Source organism: Spirosoma jeollabukense, assembly GCF_054777855.1.
Window position 1 is genome coordinate 173872 of the sequence record NZ_BAAHAD010000006.1, and the last position, 25165, is coordinate 199036.

The 25165-nt window shown below is 48.9% G+C and carries 22 protein-coding genes; 9 read left to right on the top strand and 13 right to left on the bottom strand.

What is annotated here, in order from left to right; genetic code table 11:
- The first annotated feature begins 410 nt into the window (after window positions 1-410).
- Entirely contained in the window at window positions 411-755 is a 345-nt protein-coding gene (locus tag ACYVEA_RS22015) for a hypothetical protein (RefSeq protein ID WP_461115601.1), read from the top strand.
- Window positions 756-781: 26 nt separating this feature from the next.
- Here the strand turns inward: ACYVEA_RS22015 and ACYVEA_RS22020 are convergent, their stop codons facing one another.
- The 3 genes from ACYVEA_RS22020 to ACYVEA_RS22030 form a co-directional block, all read right to left on the bottom strand.
- Entirely contained in the window at window positions 782-1582 is an 801-nt protein-coding gene (locus tag ACYVEA_RS22020) for a polyprenol monophosphomannose synthase (protein ID WP_461115602.1), read from the bottom strand.
- Between the two features lie 73 nt (window positions 1583-1655).
- Window positions 1656-2999 (bottom strand): protoporphyrinogen oxidase, encoded by a 1344-nt coding sequence (hemG, locus tag ACYVEA_RS22025; protein WP_461115603.1) that lies wholly within the window; start codon window positions 2997-2999, stop codon window positions 1656-1658.
- Window positions 2996-3379, bottom strand: a complete 384-nt coding sequence (locus ACYVEA_RS22030) for a DUF4296 domain-containing protein (protein WP_461115604.1) — start codon at window positions 3377-3379, stop codon at window positions 2996-2998. The genes hemG and ACYVEA_RS22030 overlap by 4 nt, the downstream gene beginning before the upstream one ends.
- 83 nt (window positions 3380-3462) lie before the next feature.
- Here ACYVEA_RS22030 and ACYVEA_RS22035 point away from each other — a divergent pair, with 83 nt between their 5' ends.
- From ACYVEA_RS22035 to ACYVEA_RS22050, 4 genes are all read left to right on the top strand, one after another.
- A complete protein-coding gene (locus tag ACYVEA_RS22035) occupies window positions 3463-4329 on the top strand; it encodes a DUF58 domain-containing protein (RefSeq protein ID WP_093825783.1) in 867 nt (288 codons plus the stop codon).
- The gene (locus ACYVEA_RS22040; RefSeq protein ID WP_461115605.1) at window positions 4326-5378 is read left to right on the top strand and encodes a hypothetical protein; all 1053 of its coding nucleotides are present in this window, start codon (window positions 4326-4328) and stop codon (window positions 5376-5378) included. Before ACYVEA_RS22035 ends, ACYVEA_RS22040 begins: the two co-directional genes overlap by 4 nt.
- A 4-nt stretch (window positions 5379-5382) precedes the next feature.
- Complete coding sequence (locus tag ACYVEA_RS22045; RefSeq protein WP_461115606.1) at window positions 5383-6468, top strand: VWA domain-containing protein; 1086 nt, start codon at window positions 5383-5385, stop codon at window positions 6466-6468.
- Window positions 6469-6569: 101 nt separating this feature from the next.
- On the top strand, window positions 6570-7145 hold the full coding sequence (locus tag ACYVEA_RS22050) for a ribonuclease HII (protein WP_461115607.1): 576 nt from the start codon (window positions 6570-6572) through the stop codon (window positions 7143-7145).
- 55 nt (window positions 7146-7200) lie between these two features.
- Here ACYVEA_RS22050 and ACYVEA_RS22055 read toward each other — a convergent pair whose 3' ends face one another.
- The gene (locus ACYVEA_RS22055) at window positions 7201-7599 is read right to left on the bottom strand and encodes a nuclear transport factor 2 family protein (RefSeq protein WP_461115608.1); all 399 of its coding nucleotides are present in this window, start codon (window positions 7597-7599) and stop codon (window positions 7201-7203) included.
- A 243-nt stretch (window positions 7600-7842) separates the two neighbouring features.
- On the opposite strand from ACYVEA_RS22055, the gene ACYVEA_RS22060 reads away from it, so the two are divergent.
- The 4 genes from ACYVEA_RS22060 to ACYVEA_RS22075 all read left to right on the top strand — a co-directional run bounded on the left by ACYVEA_RS22060 (window position 7843) and on the right by ACYVEA_RS22075 (window position 12501).
- Window positions 7843-8862 carry an AraC family transcriptional regulator gene (locus tag ACYVEA_RS22060; protein ID WP_461115609.1) on the top strand — a complete coding sequence of 340 codons (1020 nt, stop codon included), beginning with the start codon at window positions 7843-7845 and terminating at the stop codon, window positions 8860-8862.
- 126 nt (window positions 8863-8988) lie between these two features.
- On the top strand, window positions 8989-10488 hold the full coding sequence (locus tag ACYVEA_RS22065; protein ID WP_461115610.1) for a sugar ABC transporter ATP-binding protein: 1500 nt from the start codon (window positions 8989-8991) through the stop codon (window positions 10486-10488).
- Between the two features lie 26 nt (window positions 10489-10514).
- Complete coding sequence (locus tag ACYVEA_RS22070) at window positions 10515-11495, top strand: ABC transporter permease (RefSeq protein WP_461115611.1); 981 nt, start codon at window positions 10515-10517, stop codon at window positions 11493-11495.
- A 67-nt stretch (window positions 11496-11562) separates the two neighbouring features.
- The gene (locus ACYVEA_RS22075; protein ID WP_461115612.1) at window positions 11563-12501 is read left to right on the top strand and encodes a substrate-binding domain-containing protein; all 939 of its coding nucleotides are present in this window, start codon (window positions 11563-11565) and stop codon (window positions 12499-12501) included.
- A gap of 108 nt (window positions 12502-12609) precedes the next feature.
- Here ACYVEA_RS22075 and ACYVEA_RS22080 read toward each other — a convergent pair whose 3' ends face one another.
- The 9 genes from ACYVEA_RS22080 to ACYVEA_RS22120 all read right to left on the bottom strand — a co-directional run bounded on the left by ACYVEA_RS22080 (window position 12610) and on the right by ACYVEA_RS22120 (window position 25100).
- On the bottom strand, window positions 12610-14763 hold the full coding sequence (locus ACYVEA_RS22080; protein WP_461115613.1) for a 3-hydroxyacyl-CoA dehydrogenase NAD-binding domain-containing protein: 2154 nt from the start codon (window positions 14761-14763) through the stop codon (window positions 12610-12612).
- A gap of 96 nt (window positions 14764-14859) precedes the next feature.
- Window positions 14860-16068 (bottom strand): acetyl-CoA C-acetyltransferase, encoded by a 1209-nt coding sequence (locus ACYVEA_RS22085; protein ID WP_461115614.1) that lies wholly within the window; start codon window positions 16066-16068, stop codon window positions 14860-14862.
- 172 nt (window positions 16069-16240) lie between these two features.
- Window positions 16241-17251 carry a Hint domain-containing protein gene (locus ACYVEA_RS22090; protein ID WP_461115615.1) on the bottom strand — a complete coding sequence of 337 codons (1011 nt, stop codon included), beginning with the start codon at window positions 17249-17251 and terminating at the stop codon, window positions 16241-16243.
- 153 nt (window positions 17252-17404) lie between these two features.
- Entirely contained in the window at window positions 17405-18979 is a 1575-nt protein-coding gene (locus tag ACYVEA_RS22095) for a flavin monoamine oxidase family protein (protein ID WP_461115616.1), read from the bottom strand.
- Window positions 18980-19079: 100 nt separating this feature from the next.
- Complete coding sequence (locus ACYVEA_RS22100; protein WP_461115617.1) at window positions 19080-20252, bottom strand: pyridoxal phosphate-dependent aminotransferase; 1173 nt, start codon at window positions 20250-20252, stop codon at window positions 19080-19082.
- A 626-nt stretch (window positions 20253-20878) separates the two neighbouring features.
- A complete protein-coding gene (locus ACYVEA_RS22105) occupies window positions 20879-21343 on the bottom strand; it encodes a hypothetical protein (protein ID WP_461115618.1) in 465 nt (154 codons plus the stop codon).
- Window positions 21344-21481: 138 nt separating this feature from the next.
- Complete coding sequence (locus tag ACYVEA_RS22110) at window positions 21482-22756, bottom strand: aminotransferase class V-fold PLP-dependent enzyme (RefSeq protein WP_461115619.1); 1275 nt, start codon at window positions 22754-22756, stop codon at window positions 21482-21484.
- A gap of 59 nt (window positions 22757-22815) precedes the next feature.
- On the bottom strand, window positions 22816-23955 hold the full coding sequence (locus ACYVEA_RS22115; protein WP_461115620.1) for a glycerate kinase: 1140 nt from the start codon (window positions 23953-23955) through the stop codon (window positions 22816-22818).
- 185 nt (window positions 23956-24140) lie between these two features.
- Window positions 24141-25100, bottom strand: coding sequence for a D-2-hydroxyacid dehydrogenase (locus ACYVEA_RS22120; protein ID WP_461115621.1), 960 nt, complete (start codon window positions 25098-25100; stop codon window positions 24141-24143).
- Window positions 25101-25165: the final 65 nt, after the last annotated feature.

The following is a 25165-nucleotide window of genomic DNA, read 5'->3' on the forward strand; positions in this document are numbered from 1 at the left end:
CAAACGATCTGGCAAAGATAACAGTTTCCCGTGGGCGTTAACGCACAGAATTACAGGAGAACTTAGTTAAGAGCTTATTTTGACTTACCAATCCTTATTAAAGTATATAGAAACAATTTATCATTTTTTTATTTATATCTTTATACTCCATTTTCAAAATAACCTAATAATCGTTCTGCCACTACTGTGCTTAACAATATGATTGAGGCATAAACGTTAAGAGTACCGTATAATCTTTCAAAAAATCATCACATCAACTGACGCTTTGTGCGAAAATTTTTGCTCAGCAAAATATTTCAATACAATTATATATTTCAATAATACTAATTTGCGTTATCTTCCGACAAGTGGTTCATGTATCAATGAAAAGATGATAATGAAGCTCTAGACTGACTCTTTATAAACTACTCATGAGAAATACGCCGATCAATAAAGCTATGGGCTTTCTAGCCCCTTCGTTACTGGCTACCGGTCTATTCGTGTCATCAGCAACCACGGCAATGCCATTGCAGAATACGGTTCCTACGGCGTCAAAATCTGGTCAGGAAGTAAGCGTACCGTCGAAAACAGCTGCTGGTAGTTTGGCAAAAAACCCAGCATTAGCGCGTAATACAACGGCCAAGCCTGAGCCTGTAGTCGTAGCTACGTCGGCAACCCCAAAAACTCAGGACAAGAAGACAATTAGCCGGTGCTGGAAACGTCTAATGAACATGGTCCGGGAAATAAACCATGCGCATACCAGTAAAACCAAATAAAGTATAGAAGAGATTCAAGCAGCTTGTCAAACAGCCTTCATTGGCTCTTCGGCTTTCGAGGTGGATTCCCGCCGTGGAATGTAGTGCCGAAAAAAGCTGCTGACTTTCATTTGCAGCACGCCAAATACGGCTTCTTTAAAAATCTTGGATGACATTTTAGAGACGCCTTTCGTGCGGTCAGTAAAAATAATGGGCACTTCGCGAATACGAAAACCGTATTTCCAGCACGTGAACTTCATTTCGATCTGGAAGGCGTAACCGACGAATTTTATGGGATTATGCAAGATAACTTCCAGTACTTCAGCCCGGTAGCAAATGAATCCCGCCGTTGGGTCCATAATGGACATCCCCGTAATAAACCGAACGTATACACCTGCAAAGTACGACATCAGTACGCGGCTCATTGGCCAGTTTACTACGTTAACCCCCTTGATATAGCGTGAGCCAACAGCAACATCGGCCCGAGTAGCGCCTTCGTCTGCACAGGCATGATAAAGTTTAATTAAGTCCTCAGGATTATGGGAGAAATCGGCATCCATTTCGAACAGAAACTGATAACCACGCGACAAAGCCCATTTGAACCCGTCAATGTAGGCCGTCCCCAAGCCCAGTTTCCCGCGTCGTTCGAGCAGATTAAGTCGCAAAGAAGGCCCGTTGGGCGGGAATTCTTCCTGTAAATCACGGACGCGCTGAGCAGTACCGTCGGGAGAGCCGTCGTCTACGATAAGAATATCAAATGGCTCCGGCAGGCTAAACGTCTTTCGGATTATCGCTTCGATATTCTCAATTTCATTGTATGTAGGAATAACGACTAAGCGCTCTTTCACAGATACTATAAAGGTTAACAAGGGGAGTTGTTGATATAACTATAAACCCCTCAATTTCTGCACAAAATAATCATTAAAAATTGTTAATTCCTGCTTTACCTACTAATTGCTCAGCCAGCTCGCGGGCTTTACGAATACAGTCAGACAATGAAATGCCTCCGTACCAGTTGGCGCACACATATAAATTGTCGGTTTCTGCAACCTTAACCGGCTGTCTAACAGCCACGATAGCTGCATCATACTGAGGAATTGCCCGCTCCCATCGCTGAATAGCGCGAAAAACGGGCGCATTAGCCTTAATCCCGAAGCTGTTTACTAACTCCTGATGTACATTGCGAAAAATAATATCGTCGGGCAGTCGGGCATTATCAGGATTCATTTGTCCACCAACCATCGTGGTCAGTAACACTTCGTCTTCAGGACAACGCCCGTCGAACACCGAACTACTCCAGATATGACCGCTGGAAAAACGCTTTTCACTTTTCGGATTTAATCCCCCAAACCCATCCAGGGGATGCCGCACATCAGCCCGCTTATACACTGAATGAATAGCAGTCATGGGTGGATATGTGATTTGACGTAGCGCCTTTGCGAAGGTAGGATAATTAGGCTCCACCAGATGGCTCGATACCTCAGTGCCAGTAGTTAACACCAGCGTATCAACTACTTGCGTACCAGTTACCGTTTCAACCTGCCAGCCGTCAGTAGTTTTAACGATACGTTTAACCGGACTACTAAGCGACAGGTTTTTGAGTTTGGCAGCTAACGCATTAGGCAACATCTGCATACCATCCCGAAAACTAAAGGATTGCCGACGGCCCGTTTTCGATTGGTTTTTTATCAGGCCACGTAGCACTGAACCATATTCTTTCTCATACTCAAGCAATGATGGGAACGTCTCAGAAACAAGTAGTTGCTCAGGGTCACCCGCATAAATACCGGCGACAAACGGCCCTAGAGCTGAATCGACGATCTCATCCGAAAACCGACGCCGAAAAAACTGTGCCAGCGTTTCGTTTTCGGGTGACACCGTTTTGTTGTTACGTTCCTGAAAGATGGCCCATTTGGTCTTCCAGCTAAAAAAACTACCAAACAACAAGGAAGGTGGCCCGGACGGTAACTGCTGATACTGTCCATTCCGGAAAATGTAACGGACTTTACTCACCGGTTTGCTAAATGTCAGGTCAGGGGTTAGGCCCAGTTCATCGAGCCAAAGCAATAAATCAGCATCGCCAAGTAACGAATTTGGACCCAATTCGCGCAGGTAGCTTCCTCCTTCAACCACTTCCCGGCGAGACTGAATGTAACCTCCTGCCTGATCGGCGGCTTCCCAAATATGGTAATCAACACCGCGTTTTTGTAATTCGTAGGCTAGTGTTAGGCCGGAAATTCCCGCACCGATAATACCGATTGTCATGATTTCTTCGGTTGCTTCGATTTTGTCGTATCAGCCCGTTGCTTTAGCCGCTCGGTAATTTGCTTGTACATGGCTTCCATATCGCTCGGATGCGATGAGTAGAAAATATAACTTTTCCGGTACACTGCCGTATCCACACCAAACTTTCGAAATATCTGACTTTCCAGATGCTTGTAGGCAATGTTCGACGAGTCAAGTGAACCCAAACTCAAGCGGCTAACCTGCGATTCTGCGATGTGGACTTCTGTCAGAATATCGACCATCTTGTCTTGAGCAATCAGGTTATCCGGTCGTTCATCTTCTGGAGCCGTGCAGGCTGCCATCAGCCAGCTACCTACCAGCAGAGTCCACAGATGAGATTGAAATCGGTTCCGGCGCATACGTTTAAATGATAGCTTTGTAAGCTAATCCCTGTTGGCAAAGTTCGGGATTGATTGTTAAAATAGTATAACGCCTGTTTCGTATGGACGAGTTCTTGGCTAAGCTCCGTAATTTCGATATTCGCATACGAAAGGCCGTCAACTCGCAGATGCGTGGTAGTTTTCGTTCTATATTCAAAGGAACGGGCCTGGAATTCAGCGACTTGCGCACGTATCAATACGGCGATGATGTGCGAGCTATTGATTGGAACGTATCATCGAAAGGCCACGGCACGTTCGTAAAAGTATTCCGGGAAGAGAAAGATCAGACGGTTTTCTTCGTAGTAGACGTTAGCGCATCGCAGCAGGTTGGGCCGCGCCATCGTGACAAACTGGACGCGACAAAAGAAGTATGTGGTGTATTGGCGCTCTCAGCCATCCGTGAAGCCAACTACGTAGGTATGTATTGCTTCTCGGATCAGAAGGAGCGTTACCTGAAACCAGCCAACGGCTTGAAAACAGGGTATCAGTTGATTATGAATCTCTATAAACTGCAGCCCGAATCAACCCGGACAAGCATTGCCGACGCCTTACTGTTTACGCTTAACGTACTCAAACGCCGAAGTGTGGTGATTCTGCTTTCTGATTTCATTGACCTGAGCTACGAACACAATCTTAAGGCCCTGGCGAAAAAACATGATTTGGTCGTTATTCATCTGTATGATCAGCGAGAGGTGAAATTGCCTAAGTTGGGGATTATTCCCGTACATGATACCGAGACTGGCCGAACTGTTTGGGTCAATACATCTTCGGCCTCGTTTCGGAAGGGGCTACACGATACGTTCCACCAGAACCAGACCCGGTTGGAGCGACTTTGCAAGCAGTTTAATGCGAGTTACATTGCGCTGGATTCGCAGGAAGATTTTGTACCGAAACTCGTTGAATTGTTTAGGGTGAGAAAGTATCAATGAAGGTAGTCTGCGCTTATATCCTTACTGGCTTTTTGCTTTTGACCGGTGCAGGCTGGGCGCAACCGATCCGTCAACCCCAGCAAATACAGTCTTCGCTACGGCAAGCTCCATTGCGGCAAGCTCCATTGCGGCAAGCTCCATTGTGGGGATATTTTCTGACAGATAGCATCGAGATTGGCCGCCCCTTTCAGTATGCGCTGACGTATCGACATTCACCGATACTCGACGTTTTATTTCCCGATACAGCCCGAAATTTCGCTCCATACAAGGTGCAGAACGTAGCCGTTTTTGCTACGCAGACGACGGGTAGCGGCTATAACGCAGTCAGTCGCGATAGTGCCGTTTATACGCTGGTTTCATTCGAGACAGATTCAATTCAGTTACTACGTGTACCCATCCGGATTATCAACGATGCCGACTGCACGGTTCAATGGACAGGTATTGACACCGTGTTTCTACACTCGAAACTCCCACCAATACGTAGCATAATAACCAGTTCTCAGTCGCTTACACTAGATACCGAAACCGATTTGGCTCCCTTACAACAACAATTCAATTACTCAGTGCTGGCAACTGGCTTACTCATGATTAGTCTGGTGGCACTACTTCTCTACGGATTGTTTGGCCGGGCGATCAGGCGGTTATGGCGATTGCACCAGCTCAACAGGCGACACACCCGCTTCCTGCGCGACTACAATCGGCTTAGCCAGCGACTCAATTCGTTTACGGCGGCAGAAACGGCCAACCAGGCGGTTGTGCTGTGGAAAACGTATTTAGAAAAGCTTGATTTTCAGCCCTATACGTCGCTAACAACACCCGAAATAGCCGAGCGTATGAATAACGAACGCATTGCCGATGCGCTACGTGAAGCCGATCGGATGATTTATGGTGGCACATTTTCCCCACAATCGCAGCTTGCTTTGCAGGCGCTGAGTGACGTAGCTACGCAAACCTACCACGATCGAAGGACCCGATTACAGGGCTTGGTTGATCAGAACGTAGCGAATACCCAGGAACCCGATTCAGCCGAACACTCATCTTACTCCTGATCGAATGGAACCCTGGTATTCACTTCATTGGTTTAGCCCGGCGCAGTGGCAGCAATATCACATTGCGAATCCGCTGGCCCTGTCGTTAATTCCAGCGATTCTATTGCTGTTTTCAATCCGTTATTACCTTCACCGCAACGCAACGCAACGCTTAAATATGTCGCTGGGACAACTCAACTTGCCCCGCGCTCGCGACAAGGAAATTCGTGTTCAGACGACCCGCTCGCTACTAAGCTCACTACGTTATCTCCTACCACTCAGTGTGTTCGCTGGTGTTGCCTTGGTACTGGTTGCGCTGGCCCGACCACAGATTGTGCGCGAACAACGCGATGAGCAGTCGGAAGGCATTGATATTATGATGGCTATCGACGTATCGGAATCCATGAGCGATACCGATTTGCCGCCCACTCGTCTGGCAGCGGCTCGCCGGGTGGCGCAAACGTTTGTCAATGGTCGCCAGAACGACCGGATTGGCTTAGTCGTTTTCGCAGGAGAAGCCTTTTCGCTTTGTCCGCTTACCACCGATTATGATTTAGTAAAACAGTACCTCAACGACCTCAATGACCGAATGATTCGGACTTCCGGTACGGCAATTGGCGATGCGCTGGCGCGATGCATTAATCGGATGCGCGACCAATCTAATTCACCCACCGATACAACCCGGCAGGAGGCTGCACAAGGGGATCAGGCACGTAGTAAAGTTATTATTCTGTTGAGCGACGGCGACAACACGGCCGGTAATATTGACCCGACTACAGCCGCCCGCCTGGCCAAAATTTTTAACATTCGAATCTATACGATCGCCGTTGGTCGACTCAATGCGTCGACATCACGAGCCGGTACGGTCGACGAAGGCATTCTGAAAACCATTGCTACCATCGGCAACGGCAGTTTTTTCCGGGCAACCGATACCCGACGACTACGGGCCGTATTTGCCCAAATTAGTAAGCTAGAAAAATCACCCGTTCGCGTTCGGGTTTACGAGGATGTGCAGGACTATTATCGAATTTATCTCTACTGGGCAATCTCCTTTCTGTTGTTTGCCCTATTTTTAAAAAATACAATTTTTGGAAACGTATTGGAAGATTGATAAAAGAAGAAAAAGGGAATAAAGGTGCAAAGGCGAGTAGGTAATGTTTTACATTTTCTCCTTTGCACCCCTTTCTCCCTCCACCCTTTTCCCCTAAAAAAATGCTACGTTCTTATTATAACGCCGACGTTATTGAAGCGGGGCTGGATGAAGTCGGGCGGGGCTGTCTGGCCGGGCCCGTTGTAGCCGCAGCAGTTATTCTACCGACCAACTACACACATCCGGTCCTTAATGACTCGAAGCAACTTTCTCATCGTCAGCGGGAAATACTAAAAAAAGACATTGAGCGCGATGCACTGGCATGGGCCGTAGCCGAAGTTTCGCATGAAGACATTGACCGGATTAATATTCTGAAAGCCAGTTTTCTGGCGATGCATCGGGCCGTAGATGCACTAATCATCAAGCCAGAGCACTTACTGGTAGACGGCAATCGGTTTGTGCCGTACCCCATGATTCCGCATACCTGCATAATTAAAGGCGATGCCAATTTCCTTTCCATTGCCGCAGCATCGGTGCTGGCCAAAACGTACCGCGACGATCTGATGGAGCGACTCGGCCAGGAATTTCCGGTCTATGGCTGGGCAAAGAATGTGGGCTATCCAACACCAATCCACCGGGCGGCCATCCGGGAATTTGGCCCGACGAAATATCATCGAATGAGTTTTCGATTGGTATAGAAAGCCGTGTCACGGCTCCAAACTGTGGCACAGCTTTCTATACCAATCGCGATACCTACTTCAGCCAGAAATTATCTTCCTGCGCTATGTCGGCGGAATATACTTTCGCCTTCACAATCTGGCCATCTTCTACCGTGTAAACGTCGATGTTATCCACATCCAGCATACCGCCGTTAGGCTGAACCGCTTTCCAGTGAACCAGGCAGGCGACACTGTTTCCATTAGCCGTGAGCACTTTAATATCGGTTAAGGCCAGTGAATTCTCGGAGGCAGCAAACATTCCGCCAACCATTTGAAAGACCTCGCCACTCGATTTTTTTGTACCAGAAAAGCGGTTGTTTCCGGGTTGGCTCCACTCAATATTCGGGTGAATAAGCGACCCTAGCTTTACCTGATTTCCCTGTTGAACGGCGGTTAAAAATTCACTGACGACTTGCATTGATTGCGTTTCCATAGTTTTCGTTTTTACTTGTCTAGTAATTTCCTGACGTACTGATTTTCTTGGATTTTCATTGGCTGGCTGAGGAACTGCTGAATGGCTCAGCGCTAGTAGTAAGGCGATGGCAATGGTTTTCATGGCGTTTTTTTTGACAAAGGTATCGGCAGTAGACCGGCTGCATTTTACCTTCGGACGCCAACTCATTACCACTTCACGACACAGAAAAGACTCAATTTTATATTTCGATACCTTTGCCCTATGCAAGACTATCAGCGACTTCTGGTGCTCAATCTGCTGGCCTACGCTACGCAGAAAAACATCTCCGTAGAGCAGTTGTGTACCCTTTCGGGTATCGAGTTAAATGCATTGAAAAAAGGCAAGAATCTGTCCCTGACCGATAAGCAAATGGCTGATCTCTGGCTCAACGCTACTCATCTGAGCCATGATTCTTTGTTTGGTTTACACTTCGGCGAGACATTACAAGTAGCTGCCCTCGGGGTCGTAGGAGAACTCATCCGGCATAGCCGAACCATTGGCGAAGCGTTGACGCACGCGGTTGCATTTGCTCATTTGATCACGGACATATTCATCATGGACGTAATACAAGCGGATACCTCGTTTTTCATTCGTTTCACCCCCGATGCAAGTCGACAAAAAGATTCGCCCTTATTATTCCGGCAGATGATGGATTTTTTTGTGGCTTTCACCTTACACGAAGTCGATGGGCTGGTGCTCGAAAAGATTCAGCCAACGCGTCTCAGTATGCCGCACGTGAGTGCTAATCTACCTGAATACGAACGTGTCCTTCGATGCCATTCGATTCAGGAAGCTGACTATTACGAACTTGTATTTGATGAATCGTATTGGGATGAGCCAATCCTGATGGCGAATTATGAACTGCAAAGCGTGCTGTTACAAAAAGTAAGTGCGATGGACATGGCTTTCGGCACGCGAAAGAAAATGAGTGAACGGATCGGGAGCCTTCTTCTGGTCAACGCGTATCTGGGTATTCCTACGCTGGAGTCTATTGCCGCGAACCTGAACACAAGCGCTCGCAGCCTGCAACGTAAGCTTCAGGAAGAAGGCGTAACATATCAGCAGTTGTCGGATTCGACCCGAAAATCGTTGGCCCTACATTATTTAGAGTCAGGGCAATACCCCGTAAAAGAAGTGTCGTACATCCTTGGCTACAATGAGTTGAGTGCTTTCAATCGGGCGTTCAGGCGCTGGACGGGCACGACGCCCGTCAGTTACCAGAAAAGAATGACGAATGAATGAGACATGCAAAAACAGCCTAAACGCTACGTTCCAGGCATTGAGAGCAACGTACTTTTCGGCTGATTTGAGGTAATCTGAGGAGTTTTCGAGATTTTTCTGCTTTGAAAAGGTGACGAATCTCCATGCATGATCCCGAATCAGGACTATATTCTTCAGGTACGTGGCCTAACCAAAACCTTCGCGGGTATAAAGGCGCTGAACAACGTTCAGATGAACCTCAGCAAAGGCGAGGTTCATGCGCTCATGGGCGAAAACGGTGCCGGAAAATCGACGTTTATGAAGATTTTGTCCGGTCTTGAAACCCCTGATTCTGGCGAAATAATCCTCAATGGAAAACGATTAACGAATACGACTGTCAGGGAAGCGCAACGAAACGGCATTTCGATGATCCATCAGGAAATTCTCGCCGTTCCCGAACTAACCGTCGCGCAGAATATCTTCCTGGGTCGCGAGCCTAAAGGCTGGTTTTCGGGCTGGCTCGACGACCGGCGTCTCAATCAAGAGGCCGAAAATCTGCTGAAACATATGGGGCCCACGATTAACGTACGCGCCCAAATGAAGGACCTGAGCGTAGCCGAACAGCAGATGGTCGAAATCGCAAAAGCGATTTCGAATAATGCGCAGGTGCTGATTATGGATGAGCCTACATCGGCGCTGTCGCACAAAGAAGTCGCCGTTCTTTTCACCCTCATTGACGACCTGAAGAAGAAGGGGGTAGCCATCATTTACATCTCCCACAAAATGGAGGAGATCAGCCAACTTGCCGATACGATCACCGTGCTGAGAGATGGAAATTATATTGGTACGTATCCAACGGCTGAACTGGATACGCCTTCGTTGATTACCCTGATGGTTGGCCGCGAAATTGACAATCTTTTTCCGGATTCAGCGACGGAGGTGGGAAACGCAGTGATCACCGTAAAAAACCTTAGTCGGAAAGATGTCTTTACTAACATCAGTTTCACGGTTCACGAAGGCGAAATTCTGGGGATAGGCGGCCTGATGGGGGCCGGAAGAACCGAACTGGCCCGCGCTATTTTTGGTCTGGAGCAGCCGGATAGTGGCGAAATTTCTATCAACGGTCAACTCGCTACCATTACATCTCCCCAGGAGGCCATTCGTCTGGGCATTGGCTATGTTAGCGAAGATCGAAAAGGATGGGGGTTTATTCCCGACCTGTCGATCAGGCATAACCTTACCCTGGCGAGCCTGCCTGCTCACGCTAAAGGGGTATTTGTTGATGCCAAACGCGAGACCGATTCAGCCCATCGAATGATACGTGACTTACGTATCAAAACTACTGGACCGGATCAGAAAGTGTCGAACCTGAGCGGAGGCAATCAGCAAAAAGTCATTATTGGAAAAGTGCTTCTGGCGGCACCATCGCTTATTATTTTCGATGAACCGACGCGGGGCATCGACGTGGGGGCAAAGGTTGAAATCTATAAACTTATTCGGCAATTAGCCGCTGATGGCGTAGCCATTATTGTTATCTCGTCAGAACTTCCTGAACTGCTGGGCCTCAGCGATCAAATTCTGGTACTGGAAAAGGGCAAACAAACGGCCCTGCTCAGTAAGGAAGAGGCTTCGCCAGAAACGATATTACGGTATGCCATGCCAAATTAAGAACAACCCACCCGTTTTTACGATAGATGAAAAACACGACTAATCCGTATTTCGATTTGGCTGGAGGCTCACCGAACCTGCGTATCAGTGGTTTTGGCAGGTTTGGGATTTTTGTGGCTTTTGGCCTGATTTGTCTCGCACTGTCGCTCATTACGCCCAATTTCCTGACTTGGTCGAACCTGACGATCGTCGTCACCCAGGTGTCAATCAATGCGTTACTTGCCTTTGGCGTTACGTTCGTAATTATAACAGGCGGCATTGATCTTTCGCTAGGGTCGATGGTGGCCGTGGCGGGCGTAGTGGCGGCTTCGTTTGCCCATCCTGATGCATACCCAGTAGTCGTACCTGTTTTTATGGGCTTACTGGCCGGTGTAGCGATGGGCGCGTTCAATGGGTTTGTCATTACCCGAAGCAACGTACCGCCGTTCATCGTTACGTTAGGTACGATGACAATAGGCCGGGGTCTGGCCTTGATTCTGAGTAAAGGTCGTCCTATTTCAAACTTATCCGACTCCTTCAATTTTATTGGTGGCGGACAGTTATTGGGTATACCAATGCCCATTTTCATTCTGATTATCTTCTTCATTGTCTGCGCTATTCTGCTCAACAAAACCGTATTAGGGCGGTATATGTATGCCATTGGTGGTAATGAACAGGCCGCAAGAGCTTCAGGAATTCCGCTGAACAAAATAAAGATGGTCGTTTACACACTCTGCGGAGGGCTGGCCGGGCTGGCCGGTATTTTGCTCACCTCCCGCATCACAACCGGTCAGCCAAATGCCGGAGCCGGTTTTGAACTTGACGCCATTGCGGCTGCCATTATCGGTGGAACCAGTACGTCGGGTGGAACCGGCACCATGGCGGGTGCCTTGATTGGTGCCCTGCTGATTGGCGTCATTAGCAATGGCCTCGATTTACTGAACGTAACGTCCTACTACCAGCAAGTTGTGATGGGGGCTATCATCATCGGCGCCGTCGTGCTGGACAGTCTCAATCACAAAAAATAAGTGGATTACCTACAGCTTAGCACTTATTTACTCACTGTTCTTTATCTCATTCACTCTTTATTTTTAAATGAAACTACTACGTCGAATCGGAATTACGTTTCTGTCTTCCAGTCTACTGGTCGCCTGTTCTCAATCAACCTCTTCGGATAAAAGTCAGGAAGGTGAAAAGGTCATTGTGGGCGCAACGATGCTCAGCATGCAGAATGAATTCATCGTCAATGTCCACGATGAAATGGAGAAAAAAGCACAGGAACTAGGGGTTGAGTTGATCACCGTCGATGCCGAACGGTCGGCACTTAAGCAGATCGAGCAGGTTGAAAGCTTTATTGCTCAGAAAGTGGATGTCATCATCATGAATCCCTGCGAAGTGGAAGCCAGCTCACCTGCCGTTACCAAAGCTCTTGCCGCAAAAATCCCCATTATTAACGTCAACTCCGAAACGAGTACCAAACCGTCGGCGTTTGTGGGGTCTGATGACGTAGAATCGGCAAAAATCGCGCTGAAATTCATTGCCGATAAGTTAGGTGGTAAAGGCAATATCCTGATGATGCAGGGCTACATGGGACAGGCTGCCCAGATCAAACGAGAGCAGGGGGCAAAGGACGTCCTAAAAAACTATCCGGGCCTTAAAATTATTGCCCAGCAGACCGCCGAATGGGATCGCGCCAAGGCAATGTCGCTGATGGAAAACTGGATTCAGTCTTATGGATCACAAATTAACGCCGTCTTTGCGCAAAATGACGAAATGGGACTCGGCGCGGTGAAAGCCCTGACGGCTGCTGGTTTGAAGAATAAAGTGATCGTTGTGAGTATTGACGCCATTCCCGACGCGTTACAAGCCGTAAAAAAAGGAGAGCTGGACGCCACGGTTTTCCAGAATGCTCAGCAACAGGGCGCACAAGCCATCGAGACGGCGGTTAAACTAGCCAAAGGCCAACCCTATAATAAAGAAACACTTATCCCGTTTCAACTCGTCACGAAAGAGAATCTGGCCAAGTTTCAGTAGGGAATCTGAACTTTGTTGAGACTAATCTCTGACTAGCCTGATAATTCCCGGTCGGAGACCGGATAACGCGATGGCGTAGTCCGGAGACTACGCCAAGCGTAAATCACATTAGGACTCTACTAACTCCCTTACCTGTTCCCGCAGTCGGTCCGTTGGGCGGAAGCGTTCGCCATACGTATCAGCCAGCCGGTCGAGGGTTTTCACGAACGTAGCGACACCAACGAAATCGACAAAGGATAAGGCCCCGCCCGTGTAAGCCGGAAAACCCCAGCCCAGAATTGAGCCTAAGTTGGCATCCAGTTTGGTACGCACCACATTCTCCTCAAAGCAACGGACGGCTTCAATCGCCTGCCGATAGAGCAAGCGCGTTTTCACCTCATCGAGGCTGGGTTGCTGGTCGGCACGGGGAAACAAGTCCTGTAAACCGGCCCACAGTTTCTTGCTCCGGTCATCGGCGTAGTCATAAAAGCCGGCTTTGGTTTTCTTTGCGAGCCGCCCTAAGTCAACAAATTGTTTCGCCACCTGATAGCTCGTATCGTCATCACGTAGCACGCCCTCTTTGATACCCTGAGCCGCGATTTTATAGACCAGATCAAGCGCTACTTCGTCCGTAACAGCTATCGGGCCGACTGGCATTCCAGCATCTTTACCACCGTTTTCGATCAATACCGGATTAACACCATCTTTCAATAACTCCATCCCCTCGCCCGAATACGTACCAAAGCAACGGGAGGTATAAAAACCACGAGCATCGTTGACAACGATGGGCGTCTTACGGATTTTGCGCGTATAATCCATGGCCACGGCCAGCGCATAATCGGAGGTTTGCTTCCCCACAATGATCTCCACCAGCATCATCTTGTCCACCGGCGAAAAGAAGTGGATACCGATGAAATTTTCGGGTTTGGCTGATGCTTCAGCAAGTCCGCTAATGGGCAAGGTAGACGTATTGGAACCGAAAACGCGAAGACCGTCTGCCCCCAGCATGGGTTCGGCTTCCTGGGTAACCTGCGCTTTGAGTTCCTGGTTTTCAAAGACCGCTTCGATAATAAGGTCACAACCATTCAGGTCCGCTACGTCGGCTGTAGGCTTAATCAGGGCTAGAACAGCATCCACTTTTTGCGAATCAACGTTACCCCGTTCGACACCTTTTTGGAGCAATCCCCGCGCGTAGTCTTTTCCTTTTTCGGCCGCTTCGATTGATATATCTTTCAGAATAACCTCGATACCGGCCTGCGCTGATACGTAGGCAATGCCCGCACCCATCATGCCCGCGCCCAGTACACCGAGTTTTTTAACATCGGTTTTCGGTACGTCTTTCGGGCGGCTTGCGCCTTTGTTGGCTTCATTCAATCCCAGAAACATCGTCTGGATGAGATTTTTAGCCACTTTCGACGTAGCAACTTTCACAAAATGACGCGCTTCAATGGTCAATGCCCGGTCGATATTGACTTGTAAACCTTCATAGACGCAGGACATAATCTCCAGCGGAGCCGGGTAGTTGCCTTTGGTTTTATCCATCAGCAGGGCCGTGCCAGCCGCAAATAGTTGTGCGCCCACCGGGCTCTGAACAGCACCACCGGGCACCTTAAAATTATCTTTTCCAACAATTTTCCCCGTTTTACGGTCGATTTCATCCCAGGGTTTAATGGGTTTGGGATTCGCTTCGATCCAGGAACGCGCTTTCTGGATCATCTCGGCCGGACTCTCGGCGATGTCGTCAATCATGCCCAGGGTTTTAGCTTCCTGAACGCCTACTTTTTTCCCTTCGACCAGAAGCTGTAGTGCGGCCTGAATACCAATCATACGCGGAAGCCGCTGCGTTCCACCCGCGCCGGGAAGCAAGCCAATCGTCACCTCGACCAGGCCTATGAGCGTTTTGGGATTATTGAGCGCCACACGATAATGACAGGCTAAACAGATCTCGTAGCCGCCACCGAGGGCCGTTCCGTTCATAGCCGCAACTGTCGGCTTACCTGACGTTTCGATACTGCGGAAAATCCGGTTCAACTCCGATGAGACGTTCAGCATCTCGGTTGGCTCTTTATCATTATTGCGAAGAATCATTTTCAGATCCGCCCCCGCCACAAATTCGGGCCTGGCCGACGTAATGATAATTCCCTTTACCGACTCATCAGCAAAGGCTTGCTGCAAAGCGGCTTCAAACTGTGGTATCGATTCGTCGTTGAGGACGTTCATTGGAGACGAAGTCATTTCCCAGGAAATGATCGCTACGTTTTGATCAACCGTGTAGTTTATCATGTGTGAGTTTACGGTTTACAGTTTTCGGTTTACAGTTGGCTGACGCGTCTTGTTGCTTGCGTCAGCCAACTGTAAACCGAAAACTGTAAACCCTTTTTAGTTGATCCGTTCGAAAATCGTTGCGATACCCATACCACCACCAATGCAGAGCGTCGAGAGGCCAAACTGCTTGCCACTACGTTCCAATTCATCGATCAACGTAGCGGAGATGATAGCGCCCGTTGCGCCCAGCGGATGGCCTAATGCAATGGCTCCACCGTTGACATTCAGTTTACCATGATCCACACCTAACTCCTCCATGAATAATAGGGGGATGGCAGCGAAGGCTTCGTTCACTTCAAATAAATCGATGTCGCTGATGCTCATACCCGCCCGTTTGAGGACTTTACGCGTGGCTGGAATGGGCCCTGTGAGCATGATTGTTGGTTCAGAGCCCACAACAGCAAAAGCTTTGATCCGTGCCCGGGGTTTCAGGCCGGATTGCGCACCAAATGAAGCACTGCCAACCAGAACTCCGGCAGCACCATCTACGATCTGCGATGAATTTCCAGCATGGTGAACATGGTTGATTTTATCAAATTGAGCGTATTTAAGCAGCGCCAGCGCATCTAAACCCATTTGTCCCATAGCCTCGAAAGCTGGTTTCAGTTTGCTCAGACTTTCGATAGTAGTACCCGACCGGACGCCTTCATCCCGGTCGAGGACGGTGAGGCCAATCTCGTCTTTTAGCGGAATGAGTGTTTTATGGAATCGTTTATCCGCCTGTGCTGCCACCGCCCGGCGGTAAGATTCAGCCGCGAAAGCATCGACGTCAGTACGTGAATACCCGTATTTTGTGGCAATTAAATCAGCCGAAATGCCTTGTGGCACAATGTTATGCCGGGCAATAATCTGGGGATTCATGAAAATAGCGCCCCCATCTGACCCCATTGGTACCCGCGACATAGACTCCACGCCCCCCGCCACAATCGCATCGACTTGCCCCGACATAACATAGGCGGCTGCCATGTTAATCGCTTCAAGGCCAGATGAGCAGAATCGGTTGAGTTGTACACCAGCCACCGATTCGTCATAGCCTGCTTCGAGGGCGGCTGTGCGGGCAATGTCGGCCCCCTGCTCACCAATCGGTGTCACGCACCCCATGATCACATCATCAACCAGCGACGTATCGAGTTGATTGCGGTCGCGCAGTTCCCGTAATACAGTCGTCAGGAGTTGAACAGGCTGCACGTCATGCAGCGAACCGTCGCTTTTTCCCCGCCCCCGAGGTGTTCGTACGGCATCATAAATGAAAGCATCAGCCATGATTTTGTCGACAAAATTAGTATGCAAGCATACGGCATAAAGGCAAACAAAAGTACAGGCAAAAGTCGAAGCGGGCAATAATTCTGATTGATAAACTAGTCAGTGAAAGCAAAAAAGCGGAGAAAACGTCATTGTCTCCTCCGCTTTCCTACAACTGATACGTTGCTCTATCTTACTTGTCCAGCACAACGGTCTCTCCAACCAGATAGGCACCCGACTGTGTTGCCAGATTATACACGTTCTTCACCGACCGAACTGTTTTTTCAACCTGTACAACTTTATAAGGGGCAACACCATTGGCCGTAGCATCGTAGCGATACAATATATCACCCGCTTTTACGTCGCCTAACGCCTTACGGCCGGCGGCTGTTAAAACGGGGTGATTAGTCGTGGCTTCCAGCAACGCTGGGGCAGTTAGTACGTTGCGGTTGTTTGCGGTGAGTTCATTCACGGGAGCCAGCCAAACGCCAGCCAGAGCGAAGTCGCCGTTGTGGGTATCAAGCTTGGTAACGGCAGTTGGTGTGAGTGTCTTCGCCTTCGCATCATAGCCTAGAACCATATCGCCTGCTGCTACGTCGCTAATATTTTTTACCGAACCATCCGCCATCGTTACAGGTGCATCCGGCGCAAAGCAAAAGTTGTACTCTTCTTTTTTCTTAGCCCCACCTTCGTCCGTTTTTGCACCACCGCCCGATAATAATCCGGCCATCTCGCGCGACAGCACAAACGTCAGCGTAGACATCAGCCCGGGTTCTTTTTCACCTACATACTTAAGTTCGTCGATGTAGGCATCCCAGGCCCCGCGCTCAGCCGATGCACCAGGAATTACGAACGGCTTGATCTCACCCGATTTCTCGTTTTTATAAATAGCCAGCAAGCCAAGCTCCTTGGTATCGGCAGCGGTAAAGACTTTGTACAGGTAAATCTTGCGCGTAATCCCGTCTGTGTAGTTGAATACATAGGCCGGACGTTCTTCGTAGCGGTCCAGAATAAAGCCGCCCGATTTGAAATACGTGTCTTTATCGAGGTTCGCGATTTTAATCGCCTTGACAGCTTTCCACTGATCGGCGGTCATACCGGCCGCGACAGGCGCAGCCGCTTGTCCCCAAACACGCTGACTAAGCAACTGTGTCGTGATGGCACAGCACAGGAAAATTAGAACGGAGAACAGGTTGTGTTTCATGGTTTTTAGTATTGTATTCACCGGGCGGTCGGCCGCAGCCGTTAAAACCCAGTGCAAGTGATTATACTCTGTTTAGTATGGTCTGCGCCGGACGGTCGGCCGCTGCCGTTAAAACGGCAGCGGCCGACCGTCCGGTGACTTAAGTGTAAACTATTACTTTTTCGTGTACTCTCCTACCCGAGCGTGAATGGCTTCGACGGTTCGGTGGGCGGAGGTGAACGCGCCCGCCATCCAGGCAGTCAGATACGTAGTGTGCTCCCCGGCAAAATAGATATTCCCATCGGCTTCAATCAGGGAAGGGTAGTATTTCTTTCGCGTTGCATCGTCATACGTAGCCCAGCCGCCACCGCTATAAGGCACCCGGTGCCAGGCCAGCGAGAACGAATTCTCAAATTCAGTTGGGTATTGCGGATGGATTTTTGCTCCCTGACTTAGAGCCAGCTTTTCGCGTTCGGCAATGGACATGGCGCCCACGGCTTCGGCCCGACTGTAGAAATTATAATAGCCGATCAGGACGCCCTTTTTACCCTGGAAACCGTAGGATGGATACCATATCTGATTGATATCCATGTTAGTACGCGAGATTCCACCGTAAATCCAATCGTCCTCCTCCCAGAAACGACGTTTGAATTGCAGACCGATTTTACCCGTTTTGATATACGGCACAAAGTCGGCCGCCCGCTTCACCGTACCCGACAGATCAGATTCGAGGTTCTTCAGCATCGGCAACGGCAGTGTACAGACGCAGAATTCGCCCGTAACTTCTACGGGTTTGCCCTCTTTCTGATAGACAACCCGAACGCCATTTTCGGTCTTCCGTAATTCTGACACCGGCGCATTGAAAATAATTTTGCCAATCAGTTTTTTCTCCAATGCTTTTGGGATGGCATCCATACCGCCAACGGGCTGTAACAGCGTCGTTTGCTGCTCATAAATGTAATCGCCGACGTTGTAGAATACAGGCTGCATAAACCCCGAACGTAGTAGATCGGTCAGGCCGAAGGGATCGGTCGTACTACCGGGTTTGTGCCCTGCACCGGGATGTTCTTTCGTTTTATAGCCGCGTCGGTTCGTGCCTTTATAAAGATGCGCCGTGTTCAGATCGCCCTCGTTTTTCAGGAAATCGACTAGTTTCTCGATATCTTCCTTGGTCAACTGCTGATCCAGGCCGGGCTGATCCAGGGCTTTGGCCAGCAATTCGGCGGTGTAGCCCCGCATGTCGTTATGATACTCCTTGATACGTAACCGCCGATTGGCCAGATCACCCGTTCCACCGTCATTGTAGAGATAGCCCGCTTCGTTATTGCCGTTGAACATTTGCAGTGGAACGCCCAACTCGCGGCAATAGTGGAGTGTCAGCTGATGGTGGTGCGGGATCCGGGCCGCGCCCCCATTGAAATACAGACCTTCTTCGAAGGAAGACGTTTGCCCGTTGCTCTCCCCTATTTCGGTTTCTTTGGTGCCGCCCCGGATTGTCCAGACTCGTCCGCCCGAGCGGGAGCGTGCTTCCAGTACGGTGCAATCATAGCCAAGTTTGCCGAGTTCGTAGGCTGTTGCCATGCCCGCTAGCCCCGCCCCTAACACTAACACTTTACGGCCTTTACCATCCTCCCGCCGACCGTTGGCAGGTAAATTAAGCGCCGTTGCCGGCGCGGGTTGTAACATTCCCCACGCCAACAGACTGGCATAACTGGCACTTGTTGAATTGATGAAGTCTCTTCGAGTCATAGAAACAGTTATAAGTCATAAGTCGTCAGTCAATAGTGGCAGAAGCGAAACTGATATTGATGGCTACTAACAACTATCGACTATTGACTATCGACTGCTTTTACCCAACTACTTTTTTGAAGCTATCCATGAACATAGCCATTTCGTCCATTGTGCCCACGCTCACCCGGCAATACGGTTGTCCGTTGAAGTCGCGGGTTTGAATGCCAATGCCTTGGCCGAACATCTGCGTCTCGAACGTTTTGGTTTTCATACGTATCGGAAACAGAATGAAATTTGTGGCCGATGGAATGACTTCGTAGCCCATATCGGTCAGGGCTTTTGTCGTATACGCACGGGCTTTGGCGTTTTCGGCGCGGCAGTGATTTTGCCAATCGATGTCTTTGTAGCTGGCAATACCCGCCATGAGCGTTGTAATGCTGACGGCGAAATCACCATTCGTATAGGCATGCAGGATCTTTAGCATATCGGGCTGAGCGATGGCGTAGCCCAGACGAAGACCGGCAAAGCCGTGAATTTTGGAGAACGTACGCGCCAGAATTACATTCAATCCTTCGCCGACGAGTTTACCCAGTTGGGGGCGTTCGGCGGGTTCGTAGAAATCAATATATGCTTCGTCGATAAAGACGGGCACTTTCGGCGCTACTTCCCGAATGAAGGCTTCCAGTTCAGCCGTTGGAATAATGGTGCCGGTTGGATTGTTCGGATTAACAATATAGACCATTTTCACCTCGGGCGTAATAGCGGCCTTAATGGCGTTGAGGTCAAATTTGTAGTCTTTCGTCATCGGCAATGCTACAATCTTGGCACCGAACTTCTGTGCTCGTTGCAGAAGATCATCATACGTCATGGCGCTGGTCAGAATCGTACCGCCACCTTTCGCAAAATGATCGGCTGCGGCCATCAGAATATCTGACGAGCCGGGCGACATCATGATGTTCGTAGGTTTCACCGAGTTGTCATTCGCCAGGAGGGTTTTCAGTTCCCCAAATTCCATCCAGGCGTAGCGGTTGCCAAGGTCAGCTGCCTTAATGAGCGCTTCTTTGGCGCTAGGCGCAATACCCAATGGATTCTCATTCGCTAACAGACGCGCTCTTAATTTAGGCATCTTATCGAACGGATCTGCCGCAAAGGCAAACTCATTCGTGAAGCCTGACACAAGTGGAGCAGTAGGGTGTGCGGCCGCAGCAGTGGTAAACCGGCTCAGACCGAGACCAGCTGTCAGGAGGCCGCTGGCACGAAGCCAGTCTCGGCGAGTTAGTTGTGATGACATGAGTGTATTTTTGTATTTATCTGAGATAAAATAAAAGTAAAGTACAATATAACTTCCTAGTAGATAGGGTTTTGTGAAAGTACGAATTAATGGCAACAAAGAGATGCTTTTCTCCGCAAAAACACCTTTTAATTTATTTTGACATTTTTCACATTGGCGAATTTATATAGCTTTTAGGCGGCCATTATCAATAGAAAAAATTTCATTAGTTCCTAAATTCACCTTTAAAGGCAATTTAGTGAACGGTAAATGAGGCTCGGTCAAACGAGCCATTACTACGTTGTTGTGCGAGAAAGTAAACGAGTTGAAAACCTCAGATACGTAGCGTGCGGAGGTAAGGCGTTTGTTGCTAGTAAAAGAGCTAGCAAGAATGTACGACAAAACGCAAATTATAGATACACGTATAGTTAATCCATTATTAGTCAATTAGTTAATTTTATCATCCTGGCGGCAGGAGGGATCTTCGGTAAGGCGAAGCTACTCCACCTTACCGAAGATCCCTCCTGCCGCCAGGATGATAAAATCGTCTATAATTAATGACAATCATCCGTACTTCACGTTACGTAGTAGACACAAAAAAAGCCGGTGGATGATCCAACCGGCTCGAACATGATTTGAATAGCTATTTATTTCCTATAAACATATTGAAGCTTGCCTGGTGCTGTTGCTGTACTACTAATTGGGAAATTTATAGTAGCAGTCGTAGAAGTTAATTCTTCGACGCCTTTATTGGAAGTATATGTGTAAGTTTCCTTATCACCATTATCATAACTTAATGTTAACGAAGTATTTGTATAATCCCAGGTACCCGTAGCATCACCTACGCCACCGTCTGATTTAATATTTTCAAGAAACGATTTATCTGTACGAATATCAATTCTCGATGAATAGGAGCCGAAATCATAATTGTAGAGGTCTAGCCCCGCACCATTAAGGGCAGTATTTGGGGCAACAAAACCACTCAACAGCCCTCTATTCAACTCCCATCGTCCCACTACGGGTGAAACAGGTTCAGGATCATTATTTTTACTACAGGAGGATAGTCCAGCAAAGGCGACAGCTAAGCAAAGTACATATACGTAACGCTTCATAATCAGTTGAATTTTAATGAGTCAAAGTAAAAAACAGGATAAGTGTTGGTAAACTACACAAAAAACGAATAGACCACTACGTTCAGTACGCTGAAATCTGACTTATTGATGCATTTTCCAGATAAGCTTCGCTATTTTTTAGCCCGCCAGTTCCTTTAACGCTTTTACGAATTGGTCTAACTCAGCAGTGGTCGTGTATAAATGCGGTGTCACGCGTACGCCATGTACGTTGGCCCCGTCAATTGCCACGGTGAAAATTTTGTACTTGTCAAACAGGAGCTTAGCCAGTTCGGCGGGCTCTTTTCCGGTCACTCCCACGTTAGCGATGGCGCAGGCACGCGTAGGTGTTTCGGGCGTATTGAGTGTGATAGTGGGGTTGTTACGTACCTGATCGGTCCAGTATCGTTGCAGGTACCGAAGTCGGGCTTCTTTGCGCTCGATACCAATGCCTTCGTGAAACTTGATCGCATCCTGAATGGCCAGATCCGTGGCTACCGGGTGGGTACCGGTGTGGTTTAGCTTCCGAATATCGTCGTCGGGAACGCTACTGTCAGCAAAGAGGGGCCAGAGCGCTGCAATTTTTTCTTTACGCACATAGAGCACACCTGCGCCGAGGGGTGTTCCGAGCCATTTGTGCAAACTACTGGCATAGTAATCGCAGCCACCGAGGTCGGGGAGTTTAAACGCTAGCTGTGCAAAGGCGTGCGCGCCATCGACCAAGACTTCGACGCCGTGTTTATGCGCCATCTCTACCAACTGACGAACGGGCATTATCTGTCCTGTGATGTTGACCATGTGGCAAATCATCAGCAACCGGGTTTTAGACGTAATGGCTTTCTCGTACAGATTGACAATTTCTGCGTCAGATTTTGGGTGGTTGGGCAGCGAAATAACCCGGTTTACAACCCCGTGCCGCCGGGCCTGAAGCCGGAACATATCGAGCATGGCACCGTAATCCTGCTCGGCCATTACGGCTTCGTCGCCCGCTTTCCAGGGTAGACCACCAATGACCGTGTCCAGCGATTCAGTAGTGTTTCGGGTAATGATCAACTCGTCGGGTGAACAACCCAACAGAGCCGCCAGTTTCGTTTGAGATTCCCGTTTGTCGCTGAACTGCCGCGTCCGCATGTAATAGGACGATACGCTGTTTATGGCCCGAATGTGCTGTACATAGCTATCCATCACGGGCTGTGCCGCCAATGAATAGTAGCCATTTTCGAGTTGAATAAATTCGTTGGTCACCGGATATACCGCCCGGATTTTAGCCCAGAAATCCTCTTTCGTCGCCAGTTCCGCAGGTGATACGTGTTTGACCTGCGCCAAAGCTTCGTTCCAATCAAACCAGTTCCCTGTCGAGAGGGCCGTTGCTCCGACGATACTTTTCAAAAATTGCCGTTTAGAAAGAGTCGACATGGTTCGTTAGCAGGATTTAGCCCATGGAACAGGCGCTTGTTAACCAATGAGCGAACTGATTATGGCTTAACGGTCAACAGGTTACCAATTTGCCAGGCAGTACGGATCAAATTCTCCCGGGCGTATTTAAGGGCATTCGTAATATCGGCAGGCCCATTGCCAATAGCCAATAATACGTCGAAATATTGATTTAATTTTTCGTTTTGTTCCAGCGGAATCTTGCCCGCAATACCGATTACGGGTAGATTTTTTTGTTTTGCCTGATACGCTACACCAAAAGGACCCTTGCCATGCAGCGTTTGTTCATCGATGCTACCCTCGCCGGTGATGACAATATCTGCTTTGGCGACGGATTCGCTAAATCCCGTGAACTCCAGAAAGAAGTCGATACCATTGACAAGTTTCGCATTCAGGAACGTATAAAGTCCCGCAGCGACACCACCCGCAGCCCCACCGTGAATGATGGTTGTCATGTCAATACCAGTCTGTGTCAACGCGACTTCGGCAAATTTACTCAAACTGGCATCCAGTTTTTTGACGCCTTCGGGTGTCGCTCCTTTTTGCGGACCAAACACAGCTGCCGCCCCATGTTCACCGATCAGCGTATTATCGACATCGCACAGGATGTTTATAGTACACTCCAAAATTCGCTGATCAAGTCCGGAAACATCAATTTTGGCTAGCTCCATCAGCTTTTCGGGTGCTATGATCTCATTGCCAGCGGCATCTAAAAACCGAATGCCCAGTGCCCTCAAAATGCCCGTACCCCCATCGACCGTAGCCGAACCCCCAATAGCCAGCACGAACTGGGTGACGCCTTTATCCAGCGCCAGCTTCATCAGTTCGCCCGTGCCGAACGACGTAGCACGGAGCGGATCTAAGTCTTCATGTTTTACCAGATGAAGCCCCGATGCACTCGCCATTTCGATAACGGCCGTTTTGCCGTCATTGACCAATCCAAACGAGGACGTTATTTTTCGGTCAAACGGGTCATTCACCTCGGCCGAACTAATCAATCCGTTGTGTTTTTTGATCATTAATTCGCCCGTACCATCGCCCCCGTCGCCCACCGGAAAGCATTCGCAAACACAATCGAGAGTGCTCTTCTGCAATCCTTCCTGAATGGCAAGAGCCACGTCGGTGGCATTGAGGCTGTGTTTAAACGCATTGGGGGCAATGAGAATGCGGGTTGGTTGCATTGGTCTGATTCTTTGAATTTTAAGTATTTCAGTGAAAATACATTATGCGTTTTGTCCTGCTGACGCAGGAAGCATATTCGGTAAAAACATGCTAGAACGCCTACCGAAGATGCTTCCTGCGTCAGCAGGACAAAACGCCGATTTAGAATAAGCTAAACTGTCTTTAGTTGAGCCCTTAATTATTCCTATCTATTCACTACGTTAACCGGCTTTCCATCCAGAAAGGCAGCCAGATTATCGACCGTAATGGCCATTAATCGGGTTCTGGCTTCCAGCGTCGCCCAGGCTATGTGTGGGGTGATCAGGCAATTTTTGGCGGTAAACAGGGGGTTATCGGCGTTCGGTGGCTCCTTGGACAAAACATCAATGCCCGCTCCGGCAATGACGCCATTGTTCAGCGCATCGGCCAGGTCCTGATCCACAATAATGGGCCCTCGGGACGTATTCAGCAGGAAGGCCGAGGGTTTCATCAGCGCTAAATTTTCCTTGTTCATGAGTCCCTGCGTTTCAGGCACCAACGGCGTATGGATGCTCACAACGTCCGATTCGGCCAGCAGTTCGGGAATCTCAGCCCACTTGAAATTTTTCCGGTGCGACTGATCGGTACGATGCCGTTTAGAACCGATAACGTTCATACCAAAGGCCGTAGCAATGTCGGCGACTTTCTCTCCAATACTGCCAAAACCAATGATTCCCATCGTTTTGCCTTCCAGCTCAACCAGCGGATAATCCCAGAAACACCAGTCGATGGACTTCGCCCATTTCCCCGCCCGAACCACGTCGCTGTGATGTTTGACGTGTTGAGTGAGTTCAAGGAGCAAGGCAAACGTCAGCTGAACCACCGACGCAGTCCCGTAACCCGGTACGTTGCTGACAATGATCCCGTTCTTTTTCGCTACGTCCGTATTGATAATATTATAGCCGGTAGCCAGAACGCCAATAAATTTCAGCCTGAGTAACTGGGTTAAAATGTCCTCACCCAGTGGCGTTTTGTTTGTAAAAACGATTTCGGCATCCTGCGCCCGTTCCACCACTTGATCGGCGGGGGTTCGGTCATATACCGTTACATCGCCCAACTTCTCCAAACCGTCCCAGGATAAGTCGCCGGGATTCAGCGTATAACCATCTAATACGACAATCTTCATCGTTGAATTTTTCTTATTTTATATTTTTTGTCATTCCGAGGAACGAGAAATCTTCGGGAATAGCG

What these genes read in the sequence shown, in the direction of transcription:
- ACYVEA_RS22045 (WP_461115606.1), top strand. Translation starts at nt 5,383, where the DNA reads ATGGAACCCTGGTATTCACTTCATTGGTTTAGCCCGGCGCAGTGGCAG.
- ACYVEA_RS22070 (WP_461115611.1), top strand. Translation starts at nt 10,515, where the DNA reads ATGAAAAACACGACTAATCCGTATTTCGATTTGGCTGGAGGCTCACCG.
- ACYVEA_RS22035 (WP_093825783.1), top strand. Translation starts at nt 3,463, where the DNA reads ATGGACGAGTTCTTGGCTAAGCTCCGTAATTTCGATATTCGCATACGA.
- ACYVEA_RS22055 (WP_461115608.1), bottom strand. Translation starts at nt 7,599, where the DNA reads ATGGAAACGCAATCAATGCAAGTCGTCAGTGAATTTTTAACCGCCGTT.
- ACYVEA_RS22050 (WP_461115607.1), top strand. Translation starts at nt 6,570, where the DNA reads ATGCTACGTTCTTATTATAACGCCGACGTTATTGAAGCGGGGCTGGAT.
- ACYVEA_RS22085 (WP_461115614.1), bottom strand. Translation starts at nt 16,068, where the DNA reads ATGGCTGATGCTTTCATTTATGATGCCGTACGAACACCTCGGGGGCGG.
- ACYVEA_RS22115 (WP_461115620.1), bottom strand. Translation starts at nt 23,955, where the DNA reads ATGCAACCAACCCGCATTCTCATTGCCCCCAATGCGTTTAAACACAGC.
- ACYVEA_RS22090 (WP_461115615.1), bottom strand. Translation starts at nt 17,251, where the DNA reads ATGAAACACAACCTGTTCTCCGTTCTAATTTTCCTGTGCTGTGCCATC.
- ACYVEA_RS22040 (WP_461115605.1), top strand. Translation starts at nt 4,326, where the DNA reads ATGAAGGTAGTCTGCGCTTATATCCTTACTGGCTTTTTGCTTTTGACC.
- ACYVEA_RS22105 (WP_461115618.1), bottom strand. Translation starts at nt 21,343, where the DNA reads ATGAAGCGTTACGTATATGTACTTTGCTTAGCTGTCGCCTTTGCTGGA.
- ACYVEA_RS22110 (WP_461115619.1), bottom strand. Translation starts at nt 22,756, where the DNA reads ATGTCGACTCTTTCTAAACGGCAATTTTTGAAAAGTATCGTCGGAGCA.
- ACYVEA_RS22015 (WP_461115601.1), top strand. Translation starts at nt 411, where the DNA reads ATGAGAAATACGCCGATCAATAAAGCTATGGGCTTTCTAGCCCCTTCG.
- hemG (WP_461115603.1), bottom strand. Translation starts at nt 2,999, where the DNA reads ATGACAATCGGTATTATCGGTGCGGGAATTTCCGGCCTAACACTAGCC.
- ACYVEA_RS22080 (WP_461115613.1), bottom strand. Translation starts at nt 14,763, where the DNA reads ATGATAAACTACACGGTTGATCAAAACGTAGCGATCATTTCCTGGGAA.
- ACYVEA_RS22075 (WP_461115612.1), top strand. Translation starts at nt 11,563, where the DNA reads ATGAAACTACTACGTCGAATCGGAATTACGTTTCTGTCTTCCAGTCTA.
- ACYVEA_RS22065 (WP_461115610.1), top strand. Translation starts at nt 8,989, where the DNA reads ATGATCCCGAATCAGGACTATATTCTTCAGGTACGTGGCCTAACCAAA.
- ACYVEA_RS22030 (WP_461115604.1), bottom strand. Translation starts at nt 3,379, where the DNA reads ATGCGCCGGAACCGATTTCAATCTCATCTGTGGACTCTGCTGGTAGGT.
- ACYVEA_RS22060 (WP_461115609.1), top strand. Translation starts at nt 7,843, where the DNA reads ATGCAAGACTATCAGCGACTTCTGGTGCTCAATCTGCTGGCCTACGCT.
- ACYVEA_RS22095 (WP_461115616.1), bottom strand. Translation starts at nt 18,979, where the DNA reads ATGACTCGAAGAGACTTCATCAATTCAACAAGTGCCAGTTATGCCAGT.
- ACYVEA_RS22100 (WP_461115617.1), bottom strand. Translation starts at nt 20,252, where the DNA reads ATGTCATCACAACTAACTCGCCGAGACTGGCTTCGTGCCAGCGGCCTC.
- ACYVEA_RS22120 (WP_461115621.1), bottom strand. Translation starts at nt 25,100, where the DNA reads ATGAAGATTGTCGTATTAGATGGTTATACGCTGAATCCCGGCGACTTA.